At 48.5% G+C, this 26,751-nt stretch carries 26 protein-coding genes and 1 pseudogene; 8 read left to right on the forward strand and 19 right to left on the reverse strand.

The genetic code is table 11. The features are described 5' to 3' along the window. The first annotated feature begins 1 nt into the window (after position 1). Entirely contained in the window at positions 2 to 706 is a 705-nt protein-coding gene (locus JYJ62_RS01540) for an ABC transporter ATP-binding protein (RefSeq protein ID WP_205340418.1), read from the forward strand. A 60-nt stretch (positions 707 to 766) separates the two neighbouring features. Here the strand turns inward: JYJ62_RS01540 and JYJ62_RS01545 are convergent, their stop codons facing one another. From JYJ62_RS01545 to tusD, 5 genes are all read right to left on the reverse strand, one after another. Next, positions 767 to 1,732 carry a glycosyl transferase family protein gene (locus tag JYJ62_RS01545; RefSeq protein ID WP_205340419.1) on the reverse strand — a complete coding sequence of 322 codons (966 nt, stop codon included), beginning with the start codon at positions 1,730 to 1,732 and terminating at the stop codon, positions 767 to 769. A gap of 116 nt (positions 1,733 to 1,848) precedes the next feature. Further along, the gene (locus JYJ62_RS01550) at positions 1,849 to 2,190 is read right to left on the reverse strand and encodes a TusE/DsrC/DsvC family sulfur relay protein (protein ID WP_205340421.1); all 342 of its coding nucleotides are present in this window, start codon (positions 2,188 to 2,190) and stop codon (positions 1,849 to 1,851) included. Next, entirely contained in the window at positions 2,187 to 2,489 is a 303-nt protein-coding gene (gene tusB, locus JYJ62_RS01555) for a sulfurtransferase complex subunit TusB (protein ID WP_205340423.1), read from the reverse strand. Before tusB ends, JYJ62_RS01550 begins: the two co-directional genes overlap by 4 nt. Then, entirely contained in the window at positions 2,489 to 2,848 is a 360-nt protein-coding gene (gene tusC, locus JYJ62_RS01560) for a sulfurtransferase complex subunit TusC (RefSeq protein ID WP_205340425.1), read from the reverse strand. Before tusC ends, tusB begins: the two co-directional genes overlap by 1 nt. Then, positions 2,848 to 3,240: a sulfurtransferase complex subunit TusD gene (tusD, locus tag JYJ62_RS01565; RefSeq protein ID WP_205340427.1), complete on the reverse strand. Its 393-nt coding sequence runs from the start codon at positions 3,238 to 3,240 to the stop codon at positions 2,848 to 2,850. The genes tusC and tusD overlap by 1 nt, the downstream gene beginning before the upstream one ends. Positions 3,241 to 3,470: 230 nt before the next feature. Between tusD and JYJ62_RS01570 the strand changes: the two genes are divergently transcribed. After that, positions 3,471 to 5,525 (forward strand): TonB-dependent receptor, encoded by a 2,055-nt coding sequence (locus JYJ62_RS01570; protein ID WP_205340428.1) that lies wholly within the window; start codon positions 3,471 to 3,473, stop codon positions 5,523 to 5,525. A 439-nt stretch (positions 5,526 to 5,964) separates the two neighbouring features. After that, positions 5,965 to 6,723 carry a YggS family pyridoxal phosphate-dependent enzyme gene (locus JYJ62_RS01575; RefSeq protein ID WP_420042811.1) on the forward strand — a complete coding sequence of 253 codons (759 nt, stop codon included), beginning with the start codon at positions 5,965 to 5,967 and terminating at the stop codon, positions 6,721 to 6,723. A 441-nt stretch (positions 6,724 to 7,164) separates the two neighbouring features. Here JYJ62_RS01575 and JYJ62_RS01580 read toward each other — a convergent pair whose 3' ends face one another. The 13 genes and pseudogenes from JYJ62_RS01580 to JYJ62_RS01640 form a co-directional block, all read right to left on the reverse strand. Then, positions 7,165 to 8,340 (reverse strand): MFS transporter, encoded by a 1,176-nt coding sequence (locus JYJ62_RS01580; RefSeq protein ID WP_205340430.1) that lies wholly within the window; start codon positions 8,338 to 8,340, stop codon positions 7,165 to 7,167. 69 nt (positions 8,341 to 8,409) lie between these two features. Beyond that, the gene (locus JYJ62_RS01585) at positions 8,410 to 9,117 is read right to left on the reverse strand and encodes an SGNH/GDSL hydrolase family protein (protein ID WP_205340431.1); all 708 of its coding nucleotides are present in this window, start codon (positions 9,115 to 9,117) and stop codon (positions 8,410 to 8,412) included. Beyond that, entirely contained in the window at positions 9,117 to 11,096 is a 1,980-nt protein-coding gene (locus JYJ62_RS01590) for a transglutaminase TgpA family protein (RefSeq protein ID WP_205340432.1), read from the reverse strand. The genes JYJ62_RS01585 and JYJ62_RS01590 overlap by 1 nt, the downstream gene beginning before the upstream one ends. Then, complete coding sequence (locus tag JYJ62_RS01595) at positions 11,093 to 12,061, reverse strand: DUF58 domain-containing protein (protein WP_205340433.1); 969 nt, start codon at positions 12,059 to 12,061, stop codon at positions 11,093 to 11,095. The genes JYJ62_RS01590 and JYJ62_RS01595 overlap by 4 nt, the downstream gene beginning before the upstream one ends. Continuing rightward, positions 12,061 to 12,978 (reverse strand): AAA family ATPase, encoded by a 918-nt coding sequence (locus tag JYJ62_RS01600; RefSeq protein WP_205340434.1) that lies wholly within the window; start codon positions 12,976 to 12,978, stop codon positions 12,061 to 12,063. The genes JYJ62_RS01595 and JYJ62_RS01600 overlap by 1 nt, the downstream gene beginning before the upstream one ends. A gap of 104 nt (positions 12,979 to 13,082) precedes the next feature. Further along, positions 13,083 to 13,364, reverse strand: a complete 282-nt coding sequence (locus JYJ62_RS01605) for a hypothetical protein (protein ID WP_205340435.1) — start codon at positions 13,362 to 13,364, stop codon at positions 13,083 to 13,085. Positions 13,365 to 13,392: 28 nt separating this feature from the next. Then, positions 13,393 to 14,445 (reverse strand): AI-2E family transporter, encoded by a 1,053-nt coding sequence (locus JYJ62_RS01610; RefSeq protein WP_205340436.1) that lies wholly within the window; start codon positions 14,443 to 14,445, stop codon positions 13,393 to 13,395. Positions 14,446 to 14,471: 26 nt separating this feature from the next. After that, positions 14,472 to 15,287 (reverse strand): DUF4892 domain-containing protein, encoded by an 816-nt coding sequence (locus JYJ62_RS01615; protein ID WP_205340437.1) that lies wholly within the window; start codon positions 15,285 to 15,287, stop codon positions 14,472 to 14,474. A 2-nt stretch (positions 15,288 to 15,289) separates the two neighbouring features. After that, entirely contained in the window at positions 15,290 to 15,952 is a 663-nt protein-coding gene (locus JYJ62_RS01620) for a glutathione S-transferase family protein (protein WP_205340438.1), read from the reverse strand. A gap of 55 nt (positions 15,953 to 16,007) precedes the next feature. Continuing rightward, the gene (locus tag JYJ62_RS01625; RefSeq protein ID WP_205340439.1) at positions 16,008 to 16,871 is read right to left on the reverse strand and encodes an alpha/beta fold hydrolase; all 864 of its coding nucleotides are present in this window, start codon (positions 16,869 to 16,871) and stop codon (positions 16,008 to 16,010) included. A 48-nt stretch (positions 16,872 to 16,919) separates the two neighbouring features. Next, a complete protein-coding gene (gene sixA / locus JYJ62_RS01630) occupies positions 16,920 to 17,381 on the reverse strand; it encodes a phosphohistidine phosphatase SixA (protein ID WP_205340440.1) in 462 nt (153 codons plus the stop codon). 215 nt (positions 17,382 to 17,596) lie between these two features. Then, positions 17,597 to 17,929, reverse strand: a pseudogene (locus JYJ62_RS15790) (DUF4389 domain-containing protein); the annotation flags it as partial. 14 nt (positions 17,930 to 17,943) lie between these two features. Next, the gene (locus tag JYJ62_RS01640; RefSeq protein WP_205340442.1) at positions 17,944 to 18,966 is read right to left on the reverse strand and encodes an NAD(P)H-dependent glycerol-3-phosphate dehydrogenase; all 1,023 of its coding nucleotides are present in this window, start codon (positions 18,964 to 18,966) and stop codon (positions 17,944 to 17,946) included. 137 nt (positions 18,967 to 19,103) lie between these two features. Here JYJ62_RS01640 and JYJ62_RS01645 point away from each other — a divergent pair, with 137 nt between their 5' ends. From JYJ62_RS01645 to fabB, 5 genes are all read left to right on the forward strand, one after another. Further along, positions 19,104 to 21,239, forward strand: coding sequence for a TonB-dependent receptor plug domain-containing protein (locus JYJ62_RS01645; protein WP_420042814.1), 2,136 nt, complete (start codon positions 19,104 to 19,106; stop codon positions 21,237 to 21,239). A gap of 115 nt (positions 21,240 to 21,354) precedes the next feature. Continuing rightward, positions 21,355 to 22,149 (forward strand): ABC transporter substrate binding protein, encoded by a 795-nt coding sequence (locus JYJ62_RS01650; RefSeq protein WP_205340444.1) that lies wholly within the window; start codon positions 21,355 to 21,357, stop codon positions 22,147 to 22,149. Next, on the forward strand, positions 22,146 to 23,624 hold the full coding sequence (locus JYJ62_RS01655; protein ID WP_205340445.1) for an ATP-binding protein: 1,479 nt from the start codon (positions 22,146 to 22,148) through the stop codon (positions 23,622 to 23,624). Before JYJ62_RS01650 ends, JYJ62_RS01655 begins: the two co-directional genes overlap by 4 nt. A gap of 315 nt (positions 23,625 to 23,939) precedes the next feature. Continuing rightward, a complete protein-coding gene (gene fabA / locus JYJ62_RS01660) occupies positions 23,940 to 24,455 on the forward strand; it encodes a 3-hydroxyacyl-[acyl-carrier-protein] dehydratase FabA (protein ID WP_205340446.1) in 516 nt (171 codons plus the stop codon). A 12-nt stretch (positions 24,456 to 24,467) separates the two neighbouring features. After that, positions 24,468 to 25,685, forward strand: a complete 1,218-nt coding sequence (gene fabB / locus JYJ62_RS01665; RefSeq protein WP_205340447.1) for a beta-ketoacyl-ACP synthase I — start codon at positions 24,468 to 24,470, stop codon at positions 25,683 to 25,685. A 75-nt stretch (positions 25,686 to 25,760) separates the two neighbouring features. Here the strand turns inward: fabB and JYJ62_RS01670 are convergent, their stop codons facing one another. After that, on the reverse strand, positions 25,761 to 26,744 hold the full coding sequence (locus tag JYJ62_RS01670; RefSeq protein ID WP_205340448.1) for a YhdH/YhfP family quinone oxidoreductase: 984 nt from the start codon (positions 26,742 to 26,744) through the stop codon (positions 25,761 to 25,763). Between the last annotated feature and the right edge of the window lie 7 nt (positions 26,745 to 26,751).

The raw sequence follows: 26,751 nt of genomic DNA on the forward strand, positions 1-26,751 counted from the left end.
CATGCTGGTGATGAACAATATATGCACCTACTACGGTAAAATCCAAGCACTGCATGACGTCTCAATCAAGGTGCATCGCGGAGAAATTGTCACCTTAATTGGTGCCAATGGTGCAGGAAAGACTACTTTAATGATGACACTTTGCGGTGATCCACAAGCAGCCAGCGGCGATATCATTTATGAAGGTCAGCACTTACGAGGTAAAACCACCGCGCAAATTATGCGTATGGGTATGGCTATCGTGCCAGAAGGTCGTCGGGTTTTCGCCCGTTTAACCGTAGAAGAAAACCTCGCAATGGGCGCGTTTTTCTGTGATGACAAGCATATGCGTGAAGAGCGCTTGGATCGTGTTTTGTCGTTATTCCCACGCTTACATGAGCGCTTTCAGCAGCGCGCTGGGACTATGAGTGGTGGTGAACAACAGATGTTAGCGATTGGTCGTGCGTTGATGAGCGAGCCGCGTTTGTTGTTACTGGACGAACCCTCTTTAGGTTTGGCTCCTATTATCATCCAGCAAATTTTCCAAATCCTAGAGCAATTGCGTAATGATGGCGTCACGGTTTTCTTGGTTGAGCAAAATGCTAACCAAGCCTTGAAACTGGCAGATCGTGGTTATGTGATGGAGCATGGTCGTATCGTTTTGGAAGATACTGGGGCGAACTTGCTTAGCAATGAAGCCGTGCGTCAGGCCTACTTGGGCGGCTAGCCTTGAGGCTTTATAGCGCTGCACAAGCTTATCTTGATTGCGCAGCGCTATCGCTCAATGTTAGTGGCGGTTTGCCCACATCTTCGCCGCCTCGCTAAACGCCTCTTCACGCTCGCGACCTAAGCCACGTAAGGCTAAGGCCATCGTCGCTAAAATAGCGTTTTCGCCATATAAATCCTGCTCGATACCCTGCCAGACCGCCATTAAACGTTCGATTTCTAGAGTCGGTGCTTTGACCTGTCGGCCAATTTGCGCCGGCCACTCTTCGCTCCATGCATGGCCGTCAGTAGCACCGAGTAGCTGATCAGTCACCTCAGGGCGTACCTCAATTTCACCGCCATCGCCTTTAATCACTAAAGCATGATCACCAAGGATAACGTTGGCTTGTTGGTGCACCAGCTGATAACCCGGATGAAAGATGCTCTGCAGGCCACAACGCGCAGCTAACGGATTGAGTAAGCGTGCCAAGGAATGTACGGGCGAACGCAAACCCAAGGTATTACGTAAATCAATCATGCGCTGCAGGCGTGGCATCCATACGGCTAATGGAATAAAAGCGATATTGTCGCTATCCACATGCGTAGCAACCTCATCCCAAGACGCACAAGAACGGATAGCTAAGGCGTCCAAAACGTCTTCAGCGTACATGCGCCCTGCCGTATGGCGTCCCCCGCCATGCATCAAAATACGGATACCATTATTGGCCAACGCTTTGGCGGCCAACATAAACCAAGGTAATTGCCGACGCTTACCGGCATACGCCGGCCAATCAAGATCAACCGCAATGGCCGGTGCCGTCACCCGTTCACGCACTGCTCGAGTAAAGCCAGCCAACTCCTCAGGAGTTTCTTCTTTAAAACGCAGCAACATCAAAAAAGCACCCAGTTGCGTGTCTTCAACTTGACCATCCAACAGCATACCCATGGCTTGGTAAGCCTCTTGTTCAGTTAAGCCCCGTGAGCCTTTTTGCCCTTTACCTAAAATACGCACAAAAGGGGCAAAAGGGTGTTCCATTGATTCGCTCATCACAGCACTCCAAACCGGTAAAATTAATTATTATTGATGCAGCATACGTTGTTTGTCAGCGGCCAGCAGGCACTTGCCTCTTAACATAGATCCAGTGTTCTTACGCAAAGGGCTGTTTAAAAGCAATTAGCCGGTTTGGGTAATCCAGCTAAGCGCGCGGCCAACTTAGCTGGCATGCCGTTAAACAAACCATTTAAGTACAGGCTGTTACCTTTGTCCTTGCCTAAGCTAAGCGCGACATATTTAACCAAGGCTCGATTCGCCGGTGATAATTGAAACTCTGTATAAAACTGTTGCACCAGAGACAAAATCTCCCAGTGAGCCTCAGTTAACTCAATGCCTTCACGTTTGGCCAATGCCTGTGCAACCTGCGGCGACCAATCATCCAGACAGCACAAACAGGCATCTTGATCGAGAGCGATTTCACGCCCATCAATCACTAGTTTCTCGTCACTCATGTCCAACTGTTCACTCGCGCATAATCGACACACAAGGCAACAAAAGCGGGGTAATCCAGCAGAGTAACTGACACCATTGTGGTGTCAATGGCTCGCGCTTGTACATCTTCCTGTAAAGCGTACAAATGATACGTCTGCTGACAAGCGAGCAACTGCTCAGCAGCTGCACTGCCTGGCCGCAAGGCTTGCACAGCCTCACCGCAGAGGACAATACCATCACCGATGGATACTACTCGTAAGCAGCTTTTTAGCTGTGTTGCAGTCGAAGGTGAGGCGTTTAAAATGTGTAGGGTCGTCATTAAAGCGTCACCACATAATCATATTCACGGATAAGTTGTTGTATTTGCTGATCATCTAAGCGTTCTGCAGTCATAACTAAAGTGCTCTCAGCTAAACCACGTTCCGTTAAGCAGTGCTGAGCGACATACAGCTGCTCAATCCCAAACATGGGTAACGCTTGTAGATTAGCCGACAGATCTTTTTGTTGCAGCGCGAGTGGCTGTTGCTGATCTAACAACTGCAACACGCCGTCATCCATAAATAAGATACTCAGCGGTAAATCAAAAGCCCCAGCAGCTAAAGCAATATCCAACGCTTCCGCAGCGGCAATACCGGCCCAAGGTGCTTGGCGGCTGATCAATAACACTGACTTAGCCATCATTGACCTCCAAAACTAATCAAGCGCTCGGCTTGCTGCAAGCCATCATGCAATTGCCCTAAGCCAGACAATTGATAACCCTCAGCTAGATTCGCAGCCTCACGGCCATAGCGCTGGGCTTCTGTTTGATCAAGCACACCACGACGTAAAGCTGCGGCAATACACACCACAGCATCCAGTTCATTTTCAGCAATAAATGCCTGCCATTGCTGGGCAATATCCTGCTGATCCTGCGCGACCACAAGATTATTCGATGCGGTTAAAACACCGTCCTGATAAAAAAACACTCGAATAATTTCATGCCCTGCTGCCAGCACTGCTTGGGCAAAGCGCAACGCTCGTCGTGTCGAAGGCGCGTGACTTGAAGACAACACACTGATTACAAATTTCATAGCTGGTCATCATGCTAAATTTTCTGAAGTTTAGCAGATTAGCTAAAGCACAGTCCGCTCACGGCACTAAGTCAGTCTTATTAAAAGTGACTTAGGCGCATTTTCAATACTAATAATTTATTCACAACAAAAACTACTCAAACATAAGCGTTATAGTATAACATATTGATCATTACGCAGTTTCTGGCCAGAAACATCCTTTCTCTTATAAAAATCACATAGGTTTTAAGATGTTGCTAAATAGACACCCTCTTGTGCTCGCTATCAGTCTAGCGTCGCTCCCTTTAGCTCAAGCTCATGCGCAAAACGACAACACAGCACAACTGCCGACCACTATTGTTAGTGCAAGCCCGCTGGCTCAATCGGCCACACAAATGGTCAACGCTTCAGAAGTGCTCGAAGGCTCGCAACTCTTACTGCAGCGTCAAGCCACCTTAGGTGACACCGTGAAAAATATTCCGGGTGTGCGTGGCAGTTCCTTTGGTGCCGGTGCCAGCCGTCCGGTGATACGCGGTATGGATGGCGCACGTGTCAAAGTGCTGTCGGATGGCGTAGGCATGCTAGATGCTTCAACCCTAAGCGCTGACCATGCGGTGACTACCGAACCGTTGTTACTGGAACGCATCGAGGTCCTTAAAGGTCCTGCGACTCTACTCTATGGTGGCGGTGCAATTGGCGGCGTAGTGAATCTGATCGATAAAAAAATTCCTACCCAACAACCGGAAAATGGCCATCAAGTCGATCTCGCATGGCAAGGTAATACGGTGGCTAAGGAAAGTACGGCAATCGCTGGTGCAACCTTAGGCTTAGGTGATTTTGCTCTGCGAGTCGAGGGCTTAAAACGCGATGCTGATCCCTATCGTCTAGCCAGTCATGAAGACGGTTCACGCTCGAAAAAACAAACGGGATCGTACAACGACACCAGTACCGGCACTCTAGGCTTAAGTTGGATTGGTGATGAGGGTTATTTAGGGGTGGCCTATACACGTCAAGCTAATGAGTACGGCTTACTCGCTCACGAAGAAGGTCATTGTCACACGCACGGACATGGCGCAAAGCTAAGCTGGCATTGCGGCAGCCACGGCGGGCATGGACACGATGATGAGCATGAGCACGGCACACCTTATATTGATATGGTGCAAAAACGTTGGGATGTGCGTGGTGAATATAACAATCCTGTTGCTGGTTTTAGCTTGGCTAAATTGCGTTTAGCGCACAGCGATTATCAGCACGAAGAAATTGAAGGTCAGGATGTCGCCACTCGCTTTGATAACAAAGCCACTGATGCGCGTTTAGAGCTGACCCATGATCCGTTGTTTGGCTGGCGTGGCACCATCGGTGGACAAAGCAATCGACGTGATTTTAAAGCGTCGGGTGAAGAAGCCTATGTGCCCGCCACCTTAACCACAAACCATGCGTTGTTTGTTTTAGAGGAATATCAATGGAATACCTTACGTTATGAGTTGGGTTTACGTCATGAATGGCAAAGCATTGACGTGCGCAAAGGTAGCAAGCCTGATAAAAACCATAATGGAACCTCAGCCTCTCTAGGTGCAGTTTGGGATTTTGCTGATGATTACAACCTCGGTGTTTCTTTTTCTCGTTCACAACGTTTACCTGAAGCTGAAGAGTTATATGCCTTTGGTCCGCACGCAGCGAGTCGTACTATTGAACAAGGAAATACCCAGCTTGAGAAAGAAACATCGCACAACATTGAGCTGACTCTACGCAAACACCAAGGCGCTTTAACCTATAGTTTGAGTCTCTATCAAAACCGTATCAATGATTATATTTACGGCAAAGATACCGGAGAACGCCCCGGTGCTGATTATCGAGTTATTTCCTACCAGCAAGACAATGCAGTGTTTCGTGGTGCCGAAGGTCAAATGGCCTATCAATTCAAGCATGGCTTCACTGGTACAGTATTGGCTGACCATGTACGCGGAAAATTACGCGGTAAAGGTGGTGATTTAGCACGTATCCCTGCTGATCGAGTGGGTCTACGTTTACAGCAAGCCTTTACCTCTGCACTCGATGCTCAGGTTGAATTTTGGCGGGTACAACAGCAAAACAATACTGCTGATTACGAGACTCAAACGTCAGGCTATAACATGCTGGGTGCCGCACTGACCTATCAAGGCCAGCTGTCCAGCAGTGATTACACCCTGTATCTGCGTGCCGATAACTTGTTAAACGTTAAGGCGCGTGAGCACAGCTCTTTTATTAAAGATGATGTGCAATTACCCGGCCGTAATCTGACTGCGGGTGTTAAGTTCAGCTTTTAACAGTCTCTCGTAACTTTAATTTTGCGCATGCTGTACTAAAAGACAACACAGCCGCTCAATGAGCAGCTTGTTCGTGTCGCGACAAGCGTAGCTAGGGATAGCGCAGCGCCTGAATCGAGGCAGGATGCCTCGTTGAGGGAAAAGCGAGACGAACAAGCTGCGACATGCGCAAAGCGTCCTAGATGCTTTGCTTTATTAAAAGCGTCAGTATGAGTGCATGTCGTGCTTCGAAGTAGGTGTTTATCCGTCGATGAACCCATCCGCGGTTCAACTCCGGCGCTGCGCCATCCATGGCTCCGCTCGTCACACCTACCCCGAAGTACTCGTTGACCTTATGCAGGGTCTGCGCTAAAGCAACACGAGTCAGTTGCACATCACTAAACCCGCCAAGCCTGATAGACTGCTTGGCATATTTGTTATGTGTTTACAGGAGTCTACCTTGAACGACAGCAGCACTTTTCCTCAAGCCGAAACCATCGAACAATTGCGTCAGAATTTAGCTAGCGTGCGTGCGCGTATTGATCAAGCCTGCGTGCAAGCCGGACGCGATCCAAAAGAGGTACGTTTATTGCCGGTTAGTAAAACCCATCCTGCTGAGTTTTTACGTTTGGCTTATGCCGCTGGTTGTCGCATGCTCGGTGAAAACAAAGTACAAGAAGCCTACCAAAAGTGGCAAGAACTAGAAGATCTAAACGACTTAGAATGGAGCGTTATCGGTCACCTACAGACCAATAAAGCCAAATATGTCGCACGCTTTGCCAGTGAATTTCATGCGCTCGACAGCGTACGTTTAGCGCAAGCGCTTGATCAGCGTTTAGCAATAGAAGACCGCTATTTAGATGTGTTGGTACAAATCAACACTTCAGAAGAAGAAAGCAAATACGGCATCATCCCTGAACAGGCACCTGAGCTGATTGCCCAACTGGCACAGTTCTCACGTTTACGCGTGCGCGGTTTAATGACATTAGCGATGAACTCAGAGAATAACGAAGCGGTACGTGGCTGTTTTATTCGATTACGCGAACTGCGCGATAGCTTACAAGCCACAGCGCCCGAAGGCATGCAACTGACTGAGCTATCAATGGGGATGTCAGGCGACTTTGAATTGGCCATTGCTGAAGGAGCAACTATTGTTCGCATTGGCCAAGCCATCTTCGGCGCACGTGAACAGCCAGACAGCTACTACTGGCCCAGCTAACAGCCTCGTCCACTTTAACCAGCAAAAACATCGACAGTTAGACGGTTGTTATCGCCCTCAAAAATGTTGTTGCTACGTTGATATCAAAGCTGCAATGCGTGAAGCCATGCGCATTGCACGCCCACCCTCTCATCTTTCCCTCTGCAATAACCTGTTGCTGACCATAACGTGCCCCAACTTTTAATGACTGAGGTCTGCAGGAGATGTTTGGTTTAATTATTGCTACACATAGCTGTATGATGGTTTAAAACACTGCTGTATCAATGGTGATAATTAAGCCTGCACTCGGTAGTTTTCCTACGGGATTTCAATAAAGCGCATATCCCGCAGCGCTGGATCAAGTGGAGGCTCAGCATGCTGTGGGCCAGCGTAGATATCACTCATATCACAAACACCCTATGCCGTTGAGACCATCACCCAGCATAGGGTTAGATTAAACGATTACTTTTTTTCACGCACTCGAGCACGATGGTCTGCCAGATGCAAAATCCACCACGCCACGAAGATGATCGGCGGTAAAGAAACCAAGTTTAGCCATGTCCATCCCAACTTATCGACCCCTACTCCGGCCAATAAGCTACCCATTGCTGCAGCAGTAAACACCATGAACTCATTGATGCCCTGTACTTTACCTTGCTCAGCTGGCTCGTAGGTAAAGGTCAGTAAATGCGTGGCGCCAATATACGTAAAGTTCCACCCCACACCCAGTAACAGCAAACCAAGTAAGTAATGCCAGTAGCTATTACCCAGCACATTGACCAGCACACACAGAGCTAATACCGCACAGCCCCATAAAATGACTCGGCGCGAACTGTAACGTCGAATCAACCCACCGGTAAAAAATGACGGCACATACATACCCAACACGTGCCACTGAATAACCCAAGCAATGTTTTTAAATGGAAAGTCATCGTTCTGCATGGCGATCGGTGTAGCCGTCATTAACAACACCATCACCGCATAGCCAATCGCACCGGACGCTATAGCAGCCACTAATAACGGCTGCTGAAACAACTCACGGTAGCTGCGCGTAACACGTGCAACAGTGCTTTTAGCGGGGACAGCTAATGGTAAACTGCTGATCAGCAATAACGCCAAGACATAGATAACAAAGAGCCCATAAAACGCACCAACAAAGACGTTACCGTCGTACCACTGGCGTGACCAAATCGCTAAGTTAGGCCCCAGAATCGCTGCCAGAATACCGCCGGCCATGACCATACTAATGGCACGTGGGCGCTGCTCAACTGAACAGACATCCAAAGCAGCAAAACGGTATTGTTGACCCGTACCAATCGCCATCCCGATCAAGAATGTGCCGCTGGCAAAATGCATCAGACTATTGGCCTCTAAACCTTGTAACGCCACCCAGGTTCCCACCAAGCCAATGCAGTTACCTAAAATAAAGCCGACCTTGCGCCCCATCTTTTGCATCAAATGCGCAGCCGGCAAGGTGGCCATAACCAGACCTAAAAACTGCAGAGCAACGGGCAGAGTGATGAGCGCTGGATGACTGGCCAACTGCTTACCAATTAACGCTGAAACCGCCACTAATAAAATATTTCCGGTGGTGAGCAATGCTTGTGCAATGGCTAACCCCCACACGCTAATAGGCATGTAAAGCCTCCAAAACCCAATGAATATGCGCCAACATATTATATGAAAATACCACCCAGTATTAATCGCTTACTGCGGTGAGAAATTTAGAATCTGTGTCGCTAAATGTTCCGCCCATACGCTGTAAGCCAGCGCACTGGGATGAAAGCCATCAGCAGCGAGCATCTGCGAACTGATACCTAAGTCGACCGACAGAAAGGTTAGATCACCACAATTATCAGCCATCTGCTCAGTCAGTCTATTTAAGCGCCGCGCGCGCCGCCCCAAATAATCATTTAAAGGCCATGGCAGCGCAACAAAGTGCTGCATCGGTGGAATTGCTGAAATAATAATATGCTGCACTTTAAACTCTGTGTTCAATCTATCACGCAGTGACTGTAATTGTGCCAACCAGAGTGTATCTGACGTACCTGCAATGACGTCATTGACACCAATAGAGAGCACAACGCTGTCATACTGTTGCCCGCATAAACTGTCCAAAGTATGCAGCAATTGCTGACTGGTTAAACCACTTTTTGCCAACAGTTGCCAACTGACTTGGTAATCTGTGCTCAGCTGCGCGATCAACTGCCCGACTAACGCCTGATCTTGATTCGCAACACCCACCCCAGCCGCCGCTGAATCACCCAAAACCAGTAACCGTAAAGGTTGGCCACGCCCAAGACAGCCATGCCGAGAACCTGCCGCTTCTGGCAAACGCAACGTGCTGCGTCGCACCTGGCGCCCTTGCCAGAGCAAAACCGGTGCTAAAGCCATTAATATCAAGGTACCGCGCATTACTTTTTAATCTCAGCCAAAGCTCTGCGCAGCACGACTAAATCAGGCAACTGCTGGGCATATTGTTGCTGTTCATAAAGCTCGATAAAACGGATAACCGCTGGTTGTTGCTCTTCGGGCAGATCAGTCCGAATACGTTGCCAAAAGCTGCGTAAACCTTCACCCGTCTGCCGGGTAAAACCACGACGTTGCAGCACGCGCTGAAACTCATTAACAATACGCTGTAGCGGATCGCTTTGCCGTTGCCAAGGTTTGAACATCCATAAAACCAATAACGCAATAATCAATGCAGCACTGAGCACTAGAAAAAGCCCTATCGTCTGCCAATCAACCTGACCAAACCACTGCTTGAGCCAAGCCTGTTGTCGTTCGCGCTGATAACCAAGGATCTGCGTTTGCCAACTGTGATTAAGACGCTCCCAACTCATGCGTAGCTGATTAATCCAAGCAATATGCTGGTAGCGTAAAGGCGATAAAAAATCACCTTGAAACAGATCAACTTCATCTTTTAAAGCATCTTGTACGCCACGCTCAATACGTTCTGGCGCCACTTGAAAGGTTGGATCGACACTGCGCCACCCCTGCCCGAGTTGCCAATACTCAACCCAAGCATGGGCATCAAATTGACGAACCTGCACAAATTGCCCAGCCTGATTGGTTTCGCCACCTAGATAGCCTGCCACGACTCGTGAAGGAATGCCTGCCGCGCGTAAAGTAAACACCATAGCACCAGCATAGTGTGCACAAAAACCACGTCGGCTGCTAAATAGAAACTCATCGACACTGTCTTTACCAAGCAAGGGTGACTTGAGTGTGTAGTGATATGGCTGTTGATTAAAGTGCTGCAGCAACCCTGCAACCAAAGCATTGTCATCAGGATATTGCTGACGCAACGTTTGCGCCCAGTCTCTGGTTTGTGGATTTCCTGCGCGCGGTAACTGTAAAAACTCGTGTTGCTGCATCTGACTCAATTGCGGTTGTCGCAACGCCTTTGGCCACGAAGTGGCTTGGTATTGGTACGCCCGATTGACCGGTGTGCTGCGCTGCAAGCGAAAATCACTCATCAAGCGAATATCAGCCTGCTCACTGCTGCCAACATCTAAAGCAAATAACCATGGTTGCGTGCTGGGCTGCATAATAATGCTATAACTCAGAGCCTCACCTTGTGCCTGCCACTGCGGCTCCTGCGTCGCTAATCGCTGGCTGATCGACCAACTACGCCCATCAAAATGCGGCAAAGTCAGCGCTCGCCAATACAGCTGTGACTGCGCCGGAATAGCACCATCAAATCGAGCACGGAACGCTAATGCTGACGACTGTCCAAGGTCAGCGAGGTCACCGGGTGTCATACTGCTCGATAAACCAACGGTGCCTTGCTCTTTCGCTTGCGGCAAACTCCAGAGCGGCTCCAAACGTGGAAATAACACAAACAGCAATACCATCAAGGGTATGGCTTGAGCAAATAAACGACTGGCTAACTTTAAAGTGAGCAAAGGCTGCGCGGCAAAACTGCTTTGCTGTAAACCTAACAACGCTGCGAGCAGAGCGATCACCGGTAAAATACTGTACAGGGCAGCAAGCAAGCCATCAGCAAATAAGTAGCTGGTGACCACCGCAAAAAAGCCTAGAAATATCAGCACCAACGCATCGCGACGTGTACGCATTTCCAACAGCTTTAAAATAAATGCGGTAATCAATAACGCCACAGCCGCATCCAAACCCACCAAGCTGCCTCGGCTTAAATACACGGCAAAGCCACTGCTGAGCATTAACGCCGCTTTCACCCAACTGTTAGGGAATGGCACACGCATCCGGAACACTTGCACACGCCAGACAGCACATCCGAGCCAAAGGCCAAGCAACCACAACGGCACATGCAACACATGAGGAATAATTACTAGTACTTGTGCGACTAATAACCACACAAGACTGATACGCGGGATATCTTCAGCGACCTTACGAATATGCGCAGCATTCATGGCGTACTGACCCCGTACAATGCTAAAGCGCGTAAGCAGTGTTTGAGGTGTTCAGTGCCAACACCTGGTCCGATTGTCTGCCCTGTTAGCAGCAGACTATAGCTTTGATCCGTTTGACTGACTTTAAGCACCTGCGCGCACAGTACTGATAAACGCCACTCCACAGCCCCAGGTAACTGGTCAAAGTCCAATATCAGCTGCTGCCCTTGTTGCTCGGTAAATTGTTTAACCAATAAACCTTGTCCTTTTGACCACGCTTTCCAATGAATACGCCGCAACGAATCCCCTGGCTGCCAAGCAATCAAACCTTGATAATCATCGACGCCAGCTGACATGTTTGCGTGCTCACTCTCATCGTTATCACCCTGACCTGCAGTCACCAACACAACATCGTGCAATGGCTGCGGATAGACCAGCAGGGTTTGCGCCAAATCAATCTGACTCCAAGCGACAAATAAACCTAATGGAAAGCGTGTTTCAATGCGTAAACGCGGTGCCTGCTGCCAACCTCGACGCAGTCCTTGCGCAGTTAACTCAGCGTACTGTTCAGTATCAAAAGGCACATCAAGCAGCTGTAATTGTGTGCTAGTCCAGCCCACAGCAATGGCTTGATAATCTCTTTTATGACTGTTTAAGCGCAGTCGATAGCTACCCTGCTCACCGACAAAGCACGGCGTACTGCCGGCCGCCGATAAAGTTAAGCCAGCCAGATTACGCCAAGTATGAAACATAGTCAGCAGCCCCAACGAGGCTAATAGAAAAGTTAGCGCATAGGCCAAGCTGTTTTGATAATTAATCGCGACCAACAACATCAATACTAAGGAGCCCGCATACGCTGCACCGGTTAGAGTGGGCACAATAAAAATATGCCGCTGCTGTAAACGAATACGTTGTACAGGCGGTAAACGTCGCGCGAGCCATGTGGCAAACCACTGTCGAGGTTTGCTCGATAGCTTTTCCAGCATTACAGCGCCGGTACGTCAGTCAGTAAACTTTGTACCACCGCGGCACTGGCTAAACCCGGTGGACCGTTTTGCTCACGTAAGCGGTGACTGACGACAGCGGGCAAAACCACCTGCACATCTTCTGGAATAACATAATCACGGCCAGCTAGAAATGCCCAAGCCTTAGCCGCAGCCAGTAATGCCAAACTACCACGCGGGGATAAACCAAAAGCAAGTTGCGCATGCGTGCGCGTCGCTTCCACCAAACGCAGCACATAACTGATTAAGGCCTCGCTGGCACGCACCTCACTGACCTGCTGCTGCGCAGCTAATAAAACTGCGCGCTCAATCAGTGGTTGTAACTGGTTGAGCAACTGTCTACGTGCCCCGCCCTGCAGCAATTGCCGTTCAGCGTTGGCATTGGGGTAGCCTAACGAAAGGCGCATTAAGAATCGATCCAACTGCGACTCAGGCAAGTTGAACGTACCGCCTTGGCTGACTGGATTTTGTGTAGCTATCACAAAGAAAGGTTCGGGTAAGGGCCGCGTCGCACCCTCAATGGTCACCTGCCCTTCCTCCATGGCCTCAAGTAAAGCACTTTGGCTTTTAGGCATGGCCCGATTGATTTCATCGGCCAGTAGCAGTTCAGTAAATATCGGCCCAGCATGGAAAACAAACTGCCCGGTCTCGCGATCAAACACTGAAGTACCCAGAATATCACCAGGCAATAAGTCAGAGGTGAACTGAATACGCTGATAGTTTAAGCCAAGCACCTGCGCCAGCGCATGACTTAAAGTGGTTTTACCCATACCGGGTAAGTCTTCAATCAGCAAATGACCACGTGCTAACAAACAAGCCATCGCAAGCCGCACGGCATGTTCTTTGCCTAAGACAACCTGATTCACTGCATCAATGCAGGTTTCTAACTGATTGCGCATGGTCAAACTCCATTTCTAGTGTATGGCTATGCTAGCCAGCAATGACTCAGTACGCAAAGCCAAAACTAGAAGTCTGCGCAATAAGATACTGCGCAGTATCGGTTTTATCGTCCGGCGCGTGACTCACGAATATAAAAGCGTGCTTTTTTAGCTTTACGGGTACAACCCTCATAGGCCTCAAACTGTTGTTGAGTTTTTGCACCGGTAATTAACGTTAAAGCTTTTGAATAGCTGACTGTACCTGCAAAACCTTCTGCTTTAGCCAAATCCAACTCAGCCCAAGCGGCATCCAACTCTTGTCCACAACTGCTGCGGTGATTAGTTTTAGCAGCACAACCCACCAATATCACTGCCATTAAAGGCAAACACAACCATGATAAGCGCATATTTTCTATCCTTCTTATTGATTGTAAATTAAAGCCGTTCGATTCTCGGATGATTACTTGCAATCCAATCGCTGACTAAACTGTAAGCGACCGCCAACAAGGTCGGGCCTAAAAACAGCCCCATAAAACCAAACGCAAATAAACCACCGAACACCCCCATTAGAACCACGACAAGGGGTAAGTTCCCACCACGGCTGATCAAATAAGGTTTGAGGAAGTTATCAACACTGCTGATCACCAAAAAGCCCCATAACAAGAGGAAGATCGCCATGCCATATTCATTTTGAAAAAACAGCCAAACGACAGCAGGCCCCCACACTAAAGGCGGGCCCATTGGGATCAAACTCAACATAAAAGTCAACGCAGCTAACAGTAAAGCGCCAGGCACACCTGCCACTAGAAAGCCAAATAACGCGAAAACTGCTTGTGCCGCCGCCGTACCAATGACGCCATTGACTACGCGACGCACCGTACCAGCCACTAAATCAATGTAATAATCAGCCCGTTCTTTAATCAAACGTTGGACTAAATCCTTAGCAAAAAGAGCAAGACGTGGGCCGTCACGGTAAAAAAAGAATACCAGCACTAAGCTCAGCGCCAGCTCAAGAATGCCCCCACCTATACTGGCACTGCGTGCCAACAACCAATTACCCATATCGCCCATATAAGGCTTTATCGCCACCAGCAATGCCGCCCCTTGCTGGTCAATGGTTTGCCAGAGCTCAACCAAACGTTCACCCAGCACTGGCACATTCATCAACCACTCTGGCGCTGCAGGCAGACCGGTAATACGTAAGTCTTTAATCAACTCAGTACCGGCTTTAATATTGTCGGCAATATTAAAGCCTAACCACACTAAAGGTCCTGCAACAATCAACACCCAACCTGCGGTTAATAATCCCGCAGCTAAGGAGACATTGCCCTTAAGCACTCGGGTTAAGAACTGCATCAGCGGCCAACTGGCAAAAGCCAGTACCGCAGCCCAAAACAATGCGGTTACAAAAGGCGTTAATACCCATAAACAGGCGCCCAGTAAGGTCAACAGTAAAATTTGTCCTAATAAGCGATCATTACTGAACATGCTTTATATCCATTTAAAAAGCGTCACTAAGGTAAGCGCTGTAACAGTAATCCAGGTTGAGCATAGTCAGCTTCAAGTTCTATACGAGACGCTCGCACGCCTTTGTCAACCATTGCATCGCGCCAAGCTTGAGCCTGCTCACCCGCCATACTGACACGCATGGTGCTGTTCTGATTTAAAGCTCGCACCAGTCGCTGAGTCCAAACCGAATCAGGCAGACCCGTTAAGCGTGGTAAAAACAACTGATCATCGGTGCGTAACTGGCGCTCTAAAGTCGTCGCGGTCGGTAGCAAATCACTGGGCAGCTGTTCAGCTTGAAATTGCTCAACATGCAAAAAGCCTCGGCCATTGCCACGAGTGATCGCATACACAGCCATTAAACTTGACTGCGCGTCGCCCCCTAAACGAAATAGCGCATACGCTTGACGATCATCGGGTCCGTAGAGTCGAGCATTAGCAAAAACTTGGTTGGCCCAGAGATTACTTGGACCACATTCGCGCGCTGCACACCAATACAACATCTCCGCATGCTGGCTTTGCAAAAGTTTGCGAGTAGCTGAAAATGCATCTAAAGCATCATGAGTTGACGCCAATTGCACAGTCAACACATCCACTGAGCCACGTACCAACACCTCACCGCTATAGCGCATTTTGCCACTGATACGGCGTACCGACCCTTGCGGATAGATTTTCTCCAGACTGTCATGATGTTCCTGAGTAACAACCTTCGCATCATGCAAAGACTCAAGACCTAGTAGTGCTGAAAAATCATCAGCACAAGCCACAGAACCTAACGTGGTGAGTAACACGGTCAGCGCCGTTTTTAACATCCAATTGTGCATTATCACTTTACCAACATAGTCTGTGCAGTTTGTATGGAGCGCTCATCCGCATCAGCGCGGACAGGTATTTGTAAGCCTTTTTGTACTGCAGGACGAGCAGACATCGCTTGCATCCAACGTTGTAAAGCGCTTAAACCTTCAACGCTTACGCCTGCCCAATCATGCACGGACAGCCATGGATAGGTGGCAATATCAGCAATACTGTAATCACCTGCTAAGTACTCAACCTGCTCTAAGCGTGTATTTAATACTTCATACAGGCGCCGAGTTTCATTTTGATAGCGAGTAATCACCGCTGGAATCTTCTCTGGAAAGTAACGGTAAAACACGTTCGCTTGACCTTGCATTGGGCCCACGCCACCCATTTGAAACATCAGCCACTGCAATACCACTGAACGACCTTTGGCGTCTTGGGGTAACAGTTGCCCCGTCTTCTCAGCCAAGTAGTAAAGAATGGCCCCTGACTCAAACACTGCAAAGTTATCATTATCACGATCAACAATGGCCGGTATGCGACCATTGGGATTGATTTTCAGATAGTCAGCAGATTTTTGTTCTTGCTGATCAAACGATAAAACATGCAGTTGGTAAGGCAACGCCAACTCTTCTAAAGCGATGGATACTTTATGGCCATTGGGTGTGGCTGCAGTATATAAATCAATCATAATGACTCCTGTGAATGACAGCTTTAGCGTACGTTGTGACGCTGCTTAATAGTATTTAACCCCTAGAGAAAAACTCTTGCACGCATTGCGCGACCGCTTGTGCACCTGACTCATCATCAAGGTGCAAGTGGTGGCCGCCCGGTAAGCGTTGCACATCTAGCTTTAAAGTGCTTAAAAACTTTATAAACTCAGGCTCCTGAACCAAGATACCTTGCTCAGCCAAGACCAAGCTCATCGGACATTGCACCGCATGTACGAAAGCCAAGGCATGCGCTCGAGTCAAACGCAATGGCGAAGGCAGGGTTAAACGTGAATCGCTATTCCAGCAATAACCACCCGCCACAGGGCTTAAGCCACGCTGTGCCAATAACTCACTGGCCAACTGACTAACCGGCATAAAACCACGCATACGTGCGTGTACTGCTTGCTCAACCGAGGTGTAAATATTTTTCTTTTTTGCTGCTAGATCAATATGCGCCAGCAACGCCTCTCCCAACTTTCGTGGTGATTTATCTGCCTCACCAGTCTCTGGCACTAACCCGTCAATCAAAGCGACACGCTCAACGCGCTCAGGTACCGCGCCAGCAATTAACACACTGATAATGCCGCCCAATGAGTGCCCTAGCAGAGAGAATTTTTCCCAACCCAATTGCTGCGTGGCCATTAACGCATCCAAGGCATAATCCCAGAGTTGATAGCCTGCACCAGGTGCGCGATGGCCTGAATGACCATGACCAGCCATATCAATGGCGACAATACGTAACCCTTGCAGCTTTGGCGCCAGCAAATCAAAGGTCATCGAATTATCCAACCAGCCATGCAACGCTAGTACCGGCTTGCCATCTTCCGGCCCGTAGATTCGTGCGGCCAAATCAATGTGAGGCAGTTGTATACGTATTTCTTGAGCAAAAGCAGACACGCTGTACTCCTTAAGTTTTAAATGTTGTTATAAGGGCGAGTGTATTAATTATGACTGTACATGCTGCACGGAACAGAGCTGCATCGTGCCCGCGCCAATAAACTCACCTTCCAAGCACGCTACGCTAGCAGTATCCATCGGTAAACCGTGTGAACGGTCCGCATCGGTGAGCCAGCTGACTAAAGTGCCCAGTAAGGGCTGATGAGCGACAATTAATAAATCCTCATCAGCATAGCCATCCAATTTACGCGTTACTTCGCGGACATCGTCCTCAGGTGTCAGCCAAGGCACAATATTGATAGATCCAGAGTGCTGTAAAGTTGCACAGAGCAGTTCAGCCGTTTGTCGCGCACGTATATAGGGGCTGGATAAGACACGATCAAATCGCTCGTTACGCAATAACTTAGCCGCCTGCACAACTTGCTGACGGCCCTGTTCAGTCAACTGACGCTCTGCATCATGACGCTGGTAGGGTTCTGCTGCACCATGCCTTAACAACCACAGCTTCATAGCTTAGGCTCATCAGGCTGCGATTGATCAAGCGTAACAGGTGTGTTCTCTCCTGCTTGAGCATCCTGTAACTCTACTACTTCCACTACTTCCACTACGTCTGATACCTCTGATACCTCTGATACCTCTGATACCTCTGATACCTCTGATACCTCTGATACTTGTTCAGTGTCAGGCGTTGATTCAGCTGGAGCAACTGCTGCCGCGGCTGTATTAACTGGAGCGGCAACCGGCGCGGTGCTTTTAGGCGTGTGCGCAGCCTCACCATCAGCAGCACGCGCTTGCGGCCAATCAGCCATCGGCCAGGGTTTTTCATCGGTATGAAAAACGGCAAATCGACCCATCTGTGCTAAATACTGGCTTAAGCTGTCACCAAAATTCATAAAGTGAGCACTGGGCGCACCATAAAACAAACGATAAAACAGTTGCGCTACCGCCAGAATACCCAGCAGCGGCACAGCAACTTGCCATACTAATAAAAACAACAGCATCCATAGCACGCGCAATACCAATGATTCGCGGCGGATAATTTTCTCAGGTGTTGCCATTGTCTAATCCTCTTTTAAAAGCCATCAATTGAAATAAAATCAACATCGGTTTTTGGCTCGCCAGTCATTAGTCCGCCAATAATCTGTTCTAGCGTGCGGCCTTCAAATAAAATAGCGTGCAACCCTGCAACCAGCGGCATATACACATCTAATTCTTGTGATTTAGCCTTCAGTACTTTTAAGGTATTGACCCCTTCAGCCACTTCGCCCAAACGCTCAACCGCCTCATCAAGACTTAAGCCTTCACCTAAAGCAAAGCCAACCTGATAATTACGACTTTTCGGTGAAGTGCAAGTAACGATTAAATCACCAACGCCGGCTAAGCCTAAAAACGTCATAGGATTAGCACCTAGCTTAACGGCAAAACGGGTCATTTCTGCTAGTGCTCGGGTAATTAGCATGCTTTTAGTATTTTCACCCATACCCATCGCCGCAGCCATACCGGCAATAATGGCATAGACATTTTTTAACGCACCACCCAACTCCACACCAAAGCGATCGCGACTGGCATACACTCGGAACGTTGGGCCATGCAGGACAGCTTGCACCGTACGGCACAAGTCTTCATCTTCACTCGCCACGACGCTCGCAGTTAACGCATGCGCAGCGACTTCACGCGCGAGGTTAGGCCCCGACAACACACCCACTCGAGCCAAAGGTGCAATATCTTCTAGGATTTGACTCATGAGCATAAAGGTCTGCGCTTCAATACCCTTGGTAGTACTCACTAACATTTTACCGCTCAGCGCCTCGGCATAAGGGCTCAGCACCGAGCGTAGCGCCGTCGATGGCAACGCGACAAAAACCAACTCGCACTCAGCCAAGGTCGCGGCTAAATCAGTGACCGCAACGACCTCCTCAAGAATCGGCACACCTTTTAAATAACGCGGATTTTGTCGATTGTCATTAATCGCTAGCGCTTGCTCTGCATTACGCATCCACAAACGTACAGGGTATTGGTTACTGGCCAATAAATTAGCTACGGCAGTACCAAAACTCCCTCCCCCTAATACAGCGATTGTTTTTTTCATCAGCATGCTTCTGTTCTCTTCTGCCGCAGGTCGGCGATTGCGCCATTATACGGGGCTACTCAAGCATAACCAGTGTTTAACATTTTCGGGTAAACTATCGCCTATTTTTATTTATCAAATTATGAGGTGAGCTCTTGCAGCGCATAGATTTGAAGCCGTCGCGTGTGCAGTTCAGCATACTGTTGCCATCCATACTGACGCTAAGCTTGAGCCACTTTGCCCATGCAGACGACCTATTTATTAGTGACCTTGCCTTGCCCGAAGTGCTGACTGCGACACACCTCTATCAGCCTCCTGCGGCAGTACCAGGCAGCATCAGCACAATTGACCAAGAGTTAATTGCCGCCAGTGGTGCTCGTAATATTACCGATCTATTGCGTTTAGTACCCGGCATGCTGGTGGTTCCCGATAGTGCCAATCTTGGCACAGTCAACTACCACGGCAGCAGCCCTGGCCAAGCGCGGCGCTTACAAGTGTTGATTGATGGCCGTTCAGTGTACCGTGCCGGTTTTGCTCAAGTGGATTGGTCTGATCTACCTGTGGCTATCGAAGATATTCAGCGTATTGAAGTGTTTCGTGGCCCGAATACCGTCAGCTATGGTGCCAACGCGTTACTAGGCGTAATAAATATCATCACTGAGAGTCCTAAAGACACACACGGCACCCTGTTAAAAAGCACCCTAGGTGAAAACGGAATTCGCGATTGGTATGCTAGACAGGCTTGGCACAGTGATCGTTCAGATATGCGTTTATCATTGTCAGGCTTAGCGGATGATGGCTTTGACACCCGCACGGATGGCACACATTTTCGTGATGGCCGCCGTCTTAGCCGTTTTAACTTACGTGCCAATCACCAACTGAATGAAAAAAGCAGTATTGATTGGCAACTGGCATTTAAAGAAGGCACCAACCAAGTTAACAATAACTACCACTCAATTTTTGCCAATAAAATCCAGCCCAAGCCTAGCGAGCAAGACCCTAACTCAGATGGGCAAGCCAAAGACTACGCCGCCAGTTTGCGTTGGACTACAGCAGTCAATTCGCAACACAGTCTTTCTTTACAAGCCAACGCACAGCAGTGGCAACGCTTACGTGAATGGCGTGGCTGTGAAGCACAAATCAGCTTTAGTGCTGAGTTAAATGAATTATGGGATATTTCCTCTCCCGCACAACGTGCAGCATTGAGTCGGGGCAAATTTTTCAACAATGCCACAGCTCGTCAACTGGACTTACAAAGGTGGCTGGCTAATGCCTTGTCACCACAATTTATAGAACATAGCTGTGGCTTAATTAACGAAAACAGTCGTGAATCACGGGCTGATCTCGAGTTACAAGACACCTACAGCATTTCTGAGCGCTTACGCCTGATCAGTGGCCTCAGCTACCGCTACGACCAAGCTCGCTCGAAAACTTTTTTAAATGGCCGCCAGCGCAAAGATATTGTCAGAGGCTTTAGCCAATTTGAATGGTACACAACCGAGCATTGGCTACTACAAGGTGGCGGTATGCTCGAACACGACAGCAGCAATGGTGACTCGTTCTCGCCTCGTTTAGCAGTCAACTACTTATTTACTCCGGCGCATGGTTTGCGTGCGGTATACAGTGAAGCAGTGCGCTCACCTGATATGTTTGAAAACAGTGCAGACTGGCGCTATCGCGTACATGATTTGCGCCCAACGATTGGCCAAAACAGCACAGGTGACTTTTTTATCAGTGCCCAAAGCAGCGGCAAGCTTCAACAAGAAAAGATTCGTGCCTATGAGCTTGGCTATAACGGCCACTTCGCCCAACAACGTATCTCGTTTGATCTCAAGGTCTTCGAAGAGAAAATCAGTCGTATGATCAGTCATACACCGCGCTTAGAATCTTTCAATTTGAACAACAATGATCATATAAAATTCTACGGCAGTGAACTTGAAGCGAATTGGCAAGCCTCAAGTAAGGACCGTTTGCGTTTTAGCTATGCTTATATTCAAGACCGTGCCAGCAATACGCTCGATCAACAGGTCACACCACCCCATAGCGGCTCGTTTGCTTGGTTACGCAACTGGGAGAACAACTGGAACAGCAGTCTGATGTATTTTGCCGCGCAGCAGCTCAATAGCAATGACTTGCAGCTGATGACGCTACGTGTTGCCAAACAATTTGATTTAGCTGACAAACGCCTGACAGTGGCGGGTCATTTACAAAAAACGCTAAATAACCAGCCAATAGGACGCACCAACAATAAGGACAACTCCCATGACACTGCTTACGCTACTGTGCAGCTGGAGTTTTAAACGGAATATGCTGGCTTACGGATGGCGCCTAATATGCGTATGCAGCTTACTTTGCTGCCTTAATCTGCCTGTCTATGCGCAAGTTATTCTCAGCGCAGAACAAGATAGCCCTGCAGTGCGTAATTTTGCTCAACAACTGGCACAAGCGCTGCCTCAACACGCCATTCACTATATGCCCCGCTCTCAGCTAGAAACACACACCAGCTTTGCGGAAGATACACAACTTATTTTGCTCGGACCAAAGTTGCTGGATTGGCGTTTACAGCTGACACAAAGCGCCCCACCCACATTAATTATGCAAGTCAGTCGCGTCCAAGCGCATAAGCGCTTTAGCAATCGACAACCCGAGCACCTGACTTTTTTGTGGAGCGATCCACCACTTGATCGGCAAATCGCCTTGTTAAAAGCCATGCTGCCAGGCGTAAAGCATATTGGTGTACTGTACGGCGATCACAGCGAATTCCTATTAAAAGAGATCGAACAGGCCCTACAAGCTGAACAACTGATCTTGCATAAATATTACTGGCCTAACAGCTATGATGCGCGCAGCCTGGCCAACTTGTTAAATCAAACCGATGCTTTACTCGGAGTGGATGATGCGCGAATTTACAACCCCACCACCATTAAAAGTATCCTGCTCAGCAGCTATGCTCGCAAACAATCATTGATTGGTCCAACTGCAGCTTTTATAAAAGCAGGCAGTCTAGCCTCAACTTATACTGACCAAGATAATTGGATCAACACGTTACAAAAACTTTTACAAACGCCAGTTAACACTTGGCCTGCAAGTCTTTATCCTGATGGTTTTAAAGTCATCGTTAATCAGCAAGTCGCGCGTTCACTCGGCATCCAAAAAAGTCGTCCCAGCGAGTTAACTGAACAACTTCAACAGAACAGGCCTGAACCATGAAAAAGATACTGGGCGGCAGCATTCATCGCCACACTCTATTTGTCAGCCTACTGCCTGCAGTGCTGATCGCTTTTTTACTGACCGGTTACTTTACCTTATCGCGTTTACAAATTTTACAAGAGGAACTGGCAAATGCCGGTCAACTGATTGCCAATCAGCTGGCCCCCGCAGCAGAGTTCAGTGTTATTTCCGGTAATTTGGAGGTATTAGAACCTTTATTACAAGGCTTACTAAAGCATCCGCATATTGCTTTTATTGAAATTTATGACTATCAACAGCAACGTTTAACGCGCAGCGAAAAAAACAGCTCAAGGATCAGCTCAGGCCCGTCTTTCCAAGCTAAAATAACTCGGCAAATCATTGAGCTTGATCCGCTATTTTTATCCTCTAGCGTTCTTGCACAAACACAAAATCAAGAAGATGTGATCGGCCATGTGCTGGTTGGTATGACCGACAGCACCCTGAAAAAGCAACAATTGCATGTTTTATTTAGGGCGCTCTGGCTGGTTTTTCTAACCCTGATTTTAATTTGGACACTGGCTTACTTTCTAGCGCGTAGCTTATCCACCCCTATCCGAGAAATGCGGCAAAAACTGCAAGCCCTCGACAAAGGCATCTACCACACGCCCGTCCTTACTGACATCAAGACTGGCGAGCTAGGCGAGCTGGGTAAACATATCAACTTGCTCAGCCAAACCCTACAACACGCGCAGTGGACACAGCAAAAGTACACAGCAGAACTGCAACAAGCACGGCAAGATGCGGAACGTGCCAACCACGCTAAATCAGACTTTCTAGCGATGATGAGTCATGAGTTACGCACGCCCATGAATGGTGTCATGGGCATGTTGCAGCTACTTGAACAAACGGAGCTGAGCAAAGAGCAAACCGAATACACCCATATCGCCCATACGTCGAGCCTACAAATGCTTGGGGTAATTAATGATATTTTAGATTTCGCTCGTCTTGAGCACGATGCATTACAACTTGAATGCATACCTTTTTCTTTAGACGAACTGTTTTCGTCTCTGCACAACGTTTTTAAATACAGCGCCGAGCAAAAAGGCATCGAACTGGTGTTTGTTCTGCCAGTAGAGTTGACCTGCTTAAAGGTTGAAGGGGATCCAACACGGTTACGACAAATTTTAGTCAACTTATTAGCCAATGCCTTGAAATTTACTGACCAGGGAAAAATCAGCCTAGAGGTCGACTGGTCTTTACTAAGCGCCTCACAATTGCTGTTAAAGTGTGTGATTATCGACTCAGGCATCGGTATCCCAGCAGAACAACTCAGTTCTATTTTTGATGCATTCCATCAAGCAGATCAAAGTATTTCAAGACACTACGGTGGCACAGGGCTGGGCCTATCTATTGCCCATACATTAGCCGAGCAGATGGGTGGCCAATTGAGCGTTATCAGCGAAGCCAAGCAAGGTTCTATATTTACCCTACAAATCCCCTTGCATCATTTATAAGTAGATTGAGCGACGCGACACGCGTAATAGCAGTACCATAGGGTATATTTCACTGTTAGACCGTATTTCAACCCTTTACAGCTGTGACTTGCGGGTAGTTAGTGCTGTCTAACCATGCAATTACACTTAAAGCGTCCATTTATCCTGCAGCAGTGTTGAGTAGCGCAGCTTGATAAAAGGCTTAAGTTGAATAGAGTTTTTTTGTTAAGCGTTATTAAATGTGTTAAAAACACAGCAATACATTAAACAAAACCATTAGTCAGATGGATATCCATCGTCCATGCAGTACACGATTAGGCACGTTGAGGAGCCCGCATGACCAAACAAAACGCCTTCACCTACGAAGATTTGCTCAAATGCAGTCGAGGAGAGCTCTTCGGACCAGGTAACGCGCAATTGCCCGCACCGAATATGCTTATGATCGATCGCATTGTGCACATCAGTGAGACAGGCGGTAAATACGGCAAAGGCGAAATCACTGCCGAGCTGGATATCACCCCTGATTTATGGTTTTTTGCCTGCCATTTTGAAGGCGATCCGGTAATGCCTGGTTGCTTAGGCCTTGATGCCATGTGGCAGCTGGTCGGTTTTCACCTCGGCTGGCAAGGTCACCCTGGGCGTGGACGTGCACTCGGCTCAGGGGATGTGAAGTTTTTTGGTCAAGTGTTACCTACTGCCAAAAAAGTCACTTACCAAATTGACATTAAGCGCACCATCAATCGCTCTTTAATTTTAGCGATTGCTGACGGTACCGTTAGCGTTGATGGCCGCGAAATTTATAGCGCCGAAGGCTTACGTGTCGGCTTATTTACTTCCACAGACTCTTTCTAAAGGATGACCAGTATGCGTCGTGCTGTAATCACCGGAATGGGCATTGTTTCTTGCCTAGGTAATGACAAAGATACCGTAGCTGCTAATTTACGTGCAGGCCGTACTGGTATTCGTTTTAATCCGTCTTACGCTGAAATGGGCTTACGCAGTCAGGTTTCAGGCACTGTTGATATTGATCTAGAAGCGTTAATTGACCGTAAATTTTTACGTTTTATGGGGCAAGCAGCGGCATTCTCCTATCTATCCATGCAACAAGCCATAGAAGACAGCGGCCTTAGCCCAGAAGATGTCTCTAACCCACGTACAGGTTTAATTGCCGGTTCCGGTGGTGCATCCACGCTTAACCAAATGGAGGCCATTGATATCCTGCGCGAAAAAGGCGTTAAGCGTATTGGCCCGTACCGCGTGACCCGTACTATGGGCAGTACCGTATCAGCCTGCTTAGCCACACCTTTTAAAATTAAAGGGGTGAACTACTCAGTGTCTTCTGCTTGTGCAACCAGTGCTCACTGTATTGGTCAAGCGCTTGAGCAAATCCAACTGGGTAAACAAGACATTGTGTTTGCCGGTGGTGGTGAGGAAGAACATTGGAGCCAAAGCTGCCTGTTTGATGCGATGGGCGCCTTGTCGACTCAGTACAACGACACCCCAGAAAAAGCGTCACGCGCTTACGATAGTAAACGTGATGGTTTTGTCATTGCTGGCGGCGGCGGCATGGTCGTGGTTGAAGAACTCGAGCATGCGCTAAAACGGGGCGCAAAAATCTACGCAGAAATCGTTGGCTACGGCGCCACTTCTGACGGCTACGATATGGTCGCACCCAGCGGTGAAGGCGCAGTACGTTGCATGCAGCAAGCCTTAGCCACGGTTGACACCCCTATCGACTACCTCAACACCCACGGCACATCAACACCGGTTGGTGACGTGGCTGAGATTCGTGCAGTACGTGAAGTGTTTGCCGATAAGGCACCACCGATCAGCTCAACGAAAAGTTTGTCAGGCCACTCCTTGGGCGCTGCTGGCGTACAAGAAACCATCTACTCACTGCTGATGATGGAAGGCAACTTTATTGCTGGCTCAATCAACATTGATGAGCTGGACGAAGAAGCCAAAGGCTTACCTATCGTGCAGGAAACTCAAGAAAACGTGACTCTAAATACCGTAATGAGCAACAGCTTTGGCTTTGGCGGCACTAACGCCACCTTAGTACTGAAGCGCTTTACCAAGTAATTTAGCTTCCGTTAATAAAAACGGCCGCTGCAAGAGATTGCGCGGCCGTTTTTTATTGCCTATAAATAGATCAACCTAATCAATACGCACTAAGGTGCGGCCTACTTGCTGGCTGGCCAACATCGCAATAATCGCCTCAGGCACCTCAGTTAAACTTATTTCATGCACCAAGGCCTCTAAATCGAGCTTCCACTGTAGCGACAGCTTGTCCCACATCGAAGCCTTATTAACCAAAGGCAACTCCACTGAGTCAACACCCAGCAAGTTCACTCCGCGTAAAATAAAGGGCAACACGCTACCCTTAAAGTCAACTCCTGCCGTTAATCCACAACACGCAGCACTCGCACCTGGCTGCAAGGCTTTCAGTGTATTGAACAGCAGATCGCCACCGACCGTATCAACAACCCCTGCCCACTTAGGTTTAAGCAACGCTTTATCCATGCCTTCCAACAACGCTGCACGAGAGATCACATCGCTCGCGCCGAGCTGACGTAAAAAACCTTCTTGCTCGGCTTTACCAGTCGCAGCAGTTACCTGAAAACCAAGCTTAGTCAATAGCACCACCGCCACAGAACCAACGCCACCGGTGGCACCTGTAACCAACACTGGCCCGTCTTCTGGAACAACCCCTGCACACAGTAGCTTGTCGACGCATAATGCCGCCGTCAAGCCTGCAGTGCCTAAGATCATCGACTCACGCAGCGATAAACCACTGGGCCGTTTAATCAGCCAACTGGCGGGGACACGTATATATTGTGCCAAACCACCATAAGTGTTCATCCCGAGGTCATAACCGGTAACAATCACCTCATCGCCCGCAACAAACTCAGCCACATTGGACTGCTCAACCACACCTGCCGCATCAATCCCTGGCGTATGTGGAAACTGGCGTGTGACGCCACGATTACCGGTGGCGGACAATGCATCTTTATAATTCAAGGAAGAATAATGTACCCGTATCAACACCTCGTTTTCGGGTAAATCATCCAGCGAGCGCTCAATCACCTTTTGCGCAAACTGTGGTGTTTCAGTGACCCATAATGCTTGGTATGTACTCATTAAAATC

Source organism: Denitrificimonas caeni (genome assembly GCF_905120345.1).
Taxonomy (GTDB): Bacteria; Pseudomonadota; Gammaproteobacteria; order Pseudomonadales; family Pseudomonadaceae; genus Denitrificimonas; species Denitrificimonas caeni_A.

What these genes read in the sequence shown, in the direction of transcription:
- JYJ62_RS01550 (WP_205340421.1), bottom strand. Translation starts at nt 2,190, where the DNA reads ATGAGTGACGAGAAACTAGTGATTGATGGGCGTGAAATCGCTCTCGAT.
- JYJ62_RS01615 (WP_205340437.1), bottom strand. Translation starts at nt 15,287, where the DNA reads ATGCACAATTGGATGTTAAAAACGGCGCTGACCGTGTTACTCACCACG.
- fabA (WP_205340446.1), top strand. Translation starts at nt 23,940, where the DNA reads ATGACCAAACAAAACGCCTTCACCTACGAAGATTTGCTCAAATGCAGT.
- tusC (WP_205340425.1), bottom strand. Translation starts at nt 2,848, where the DNA reads ATGGCTAAGTCAGTGTTATTGATCAGCCGCCAAGCACCTTGGGCCGGT.
- fabB (WP_205340447.1), top strand. Translation starts at nt 24,468, where the DNA reads ATGCGTCGTGCTGTAATCACCGGAATGGGCATTGTTTCTTGCCTAGGT.
- JYJ62_RS01600 (WP_205340434.1), bottom strand. Translation starts at nt 12,978, where the DNA reads ATGCGCAATCAGTTAGAAACCTGCATTGATGCAGTGAATCAGGTTGTC.
- JYJ62_RS01540 (WP_205340418.1), top strand. Translation starts at nt 2, where the DNA reads ATGCTGGTGATGAACAATATATGCACCTACTACGGTAAAATCCAAGCA.
- JYJ62_RS01605 (WP_205340435.1), bottom strand. Translation starts at nt 13,364, where the DNA reads ATGCGCTTATCATGGTTGTGTTTGCCTTTAATGGCAGTGATATTGGTG.
- JYJ62_RS01595 (WP_205340433.1), bottom strand. Translation starts at nt 12,061, where the DNA reads ATGCTGGAAAAGCTATCGAGCAAACCTCGACAGTGGTTTGCCACATGG.
- tusD (WP_205340427.1), bottom strand. Translation starts at nt 3,240, where the DNA reads ATGAAATTTGTAATCAGTGTGTTGTCTTCAAGTCACGCGCCTTCGACA.
- JYJ62_RS01590 (WP_205340432.1), bottom strand. Translation starts at nt 11,096, where the DNA reads ATGAATGCTGCGCATATTCGTAAGGTCGCTGAAGATATCCCGCGTATC.
- sixA (WP_205340440.1), bottom strand. Translation starts at nt 17,381, where the DNA reads ATGAAGCTGTGGTTGTTAAGGCATGGTGCAGCAGAACCCTACCAGCGT.
- JYJ62_RS01640 (WP_205340442.1), bottom strand. Translation starts at nt 18,966, where the DNA reads ATGCTGATGAAAAAAACAATCGCTGTATTAGGGGGAGGGAGTTTTGGT.
- JYJ62_RS01580 (WP_205340430.1), bottom strand. Translation starts at nt 8,340, where the DNA reads ATGCCTATTAGCGTGTGGGGGTTAGCCATTGCACAAGCATTGCTCACC.
- JYJ62_RS01585 (WP_205340431.1), bottom strand. Translation starts at nt 9,117, where the DNA reads ATGCGCGGTACCTTGATATTAATGGCTTTAGCACCGGTTTTGCTCTGG.
- JYJ62_RS01655 (WP_205340445.1), top strand. Translation starts at nt 22,146, where the DNA reads ATGAAAAAGATACTGGGCGGCAGCATTCATCGCCACACTCTATTTGTC.
- JYJ62_RS01610 (WP_205340436.1), bottom strand. Translation starts at nt 14,445, where the DNA reads ATGTTCAGTAATGATCGCTTATTAGGACAAATTTTACTGTTGACCTTA.
- tusB (WP_205340423.1), bottom strand. Translation starts at nt 2,489, where the DNA reads ATGACGACCCTACACATTTTAAACGCCTCACCTTCGACTGCAACACAG.
- JYJ62_RS01545 (WP_205340419.1), bottom strand. Translation starts at nt 1,732, where the DNA reads ATGAGCGAATCAATGGAACACCCTTTTGCCCCTTTTGTGCGTATTTTA.
- JYJ62_RS01620 (WP_205340438.1), bottom strand. Translation starts at nt 15,952, where the DNA reads ATGATTGATTTATATACTGCAGCCACACCCAATGGCCATAAAGTATCC.
- JYJ62_RS01670 (WP_205340448.1), bottom strand. Translation starts at nt 26,744, where the DNA reads ATGAGTACATACCAAGCATTATGGGTCACTGAAACACCACAGTTTGCG.
- JYJ62_RS01570 (WP_205340428.1), top strand. Translation starts at nt 3,471, where the DNA reads ATGTTGCTAAATAGACACCCTCTTGTGCTCGCTATCAGTCTAGCGTCG.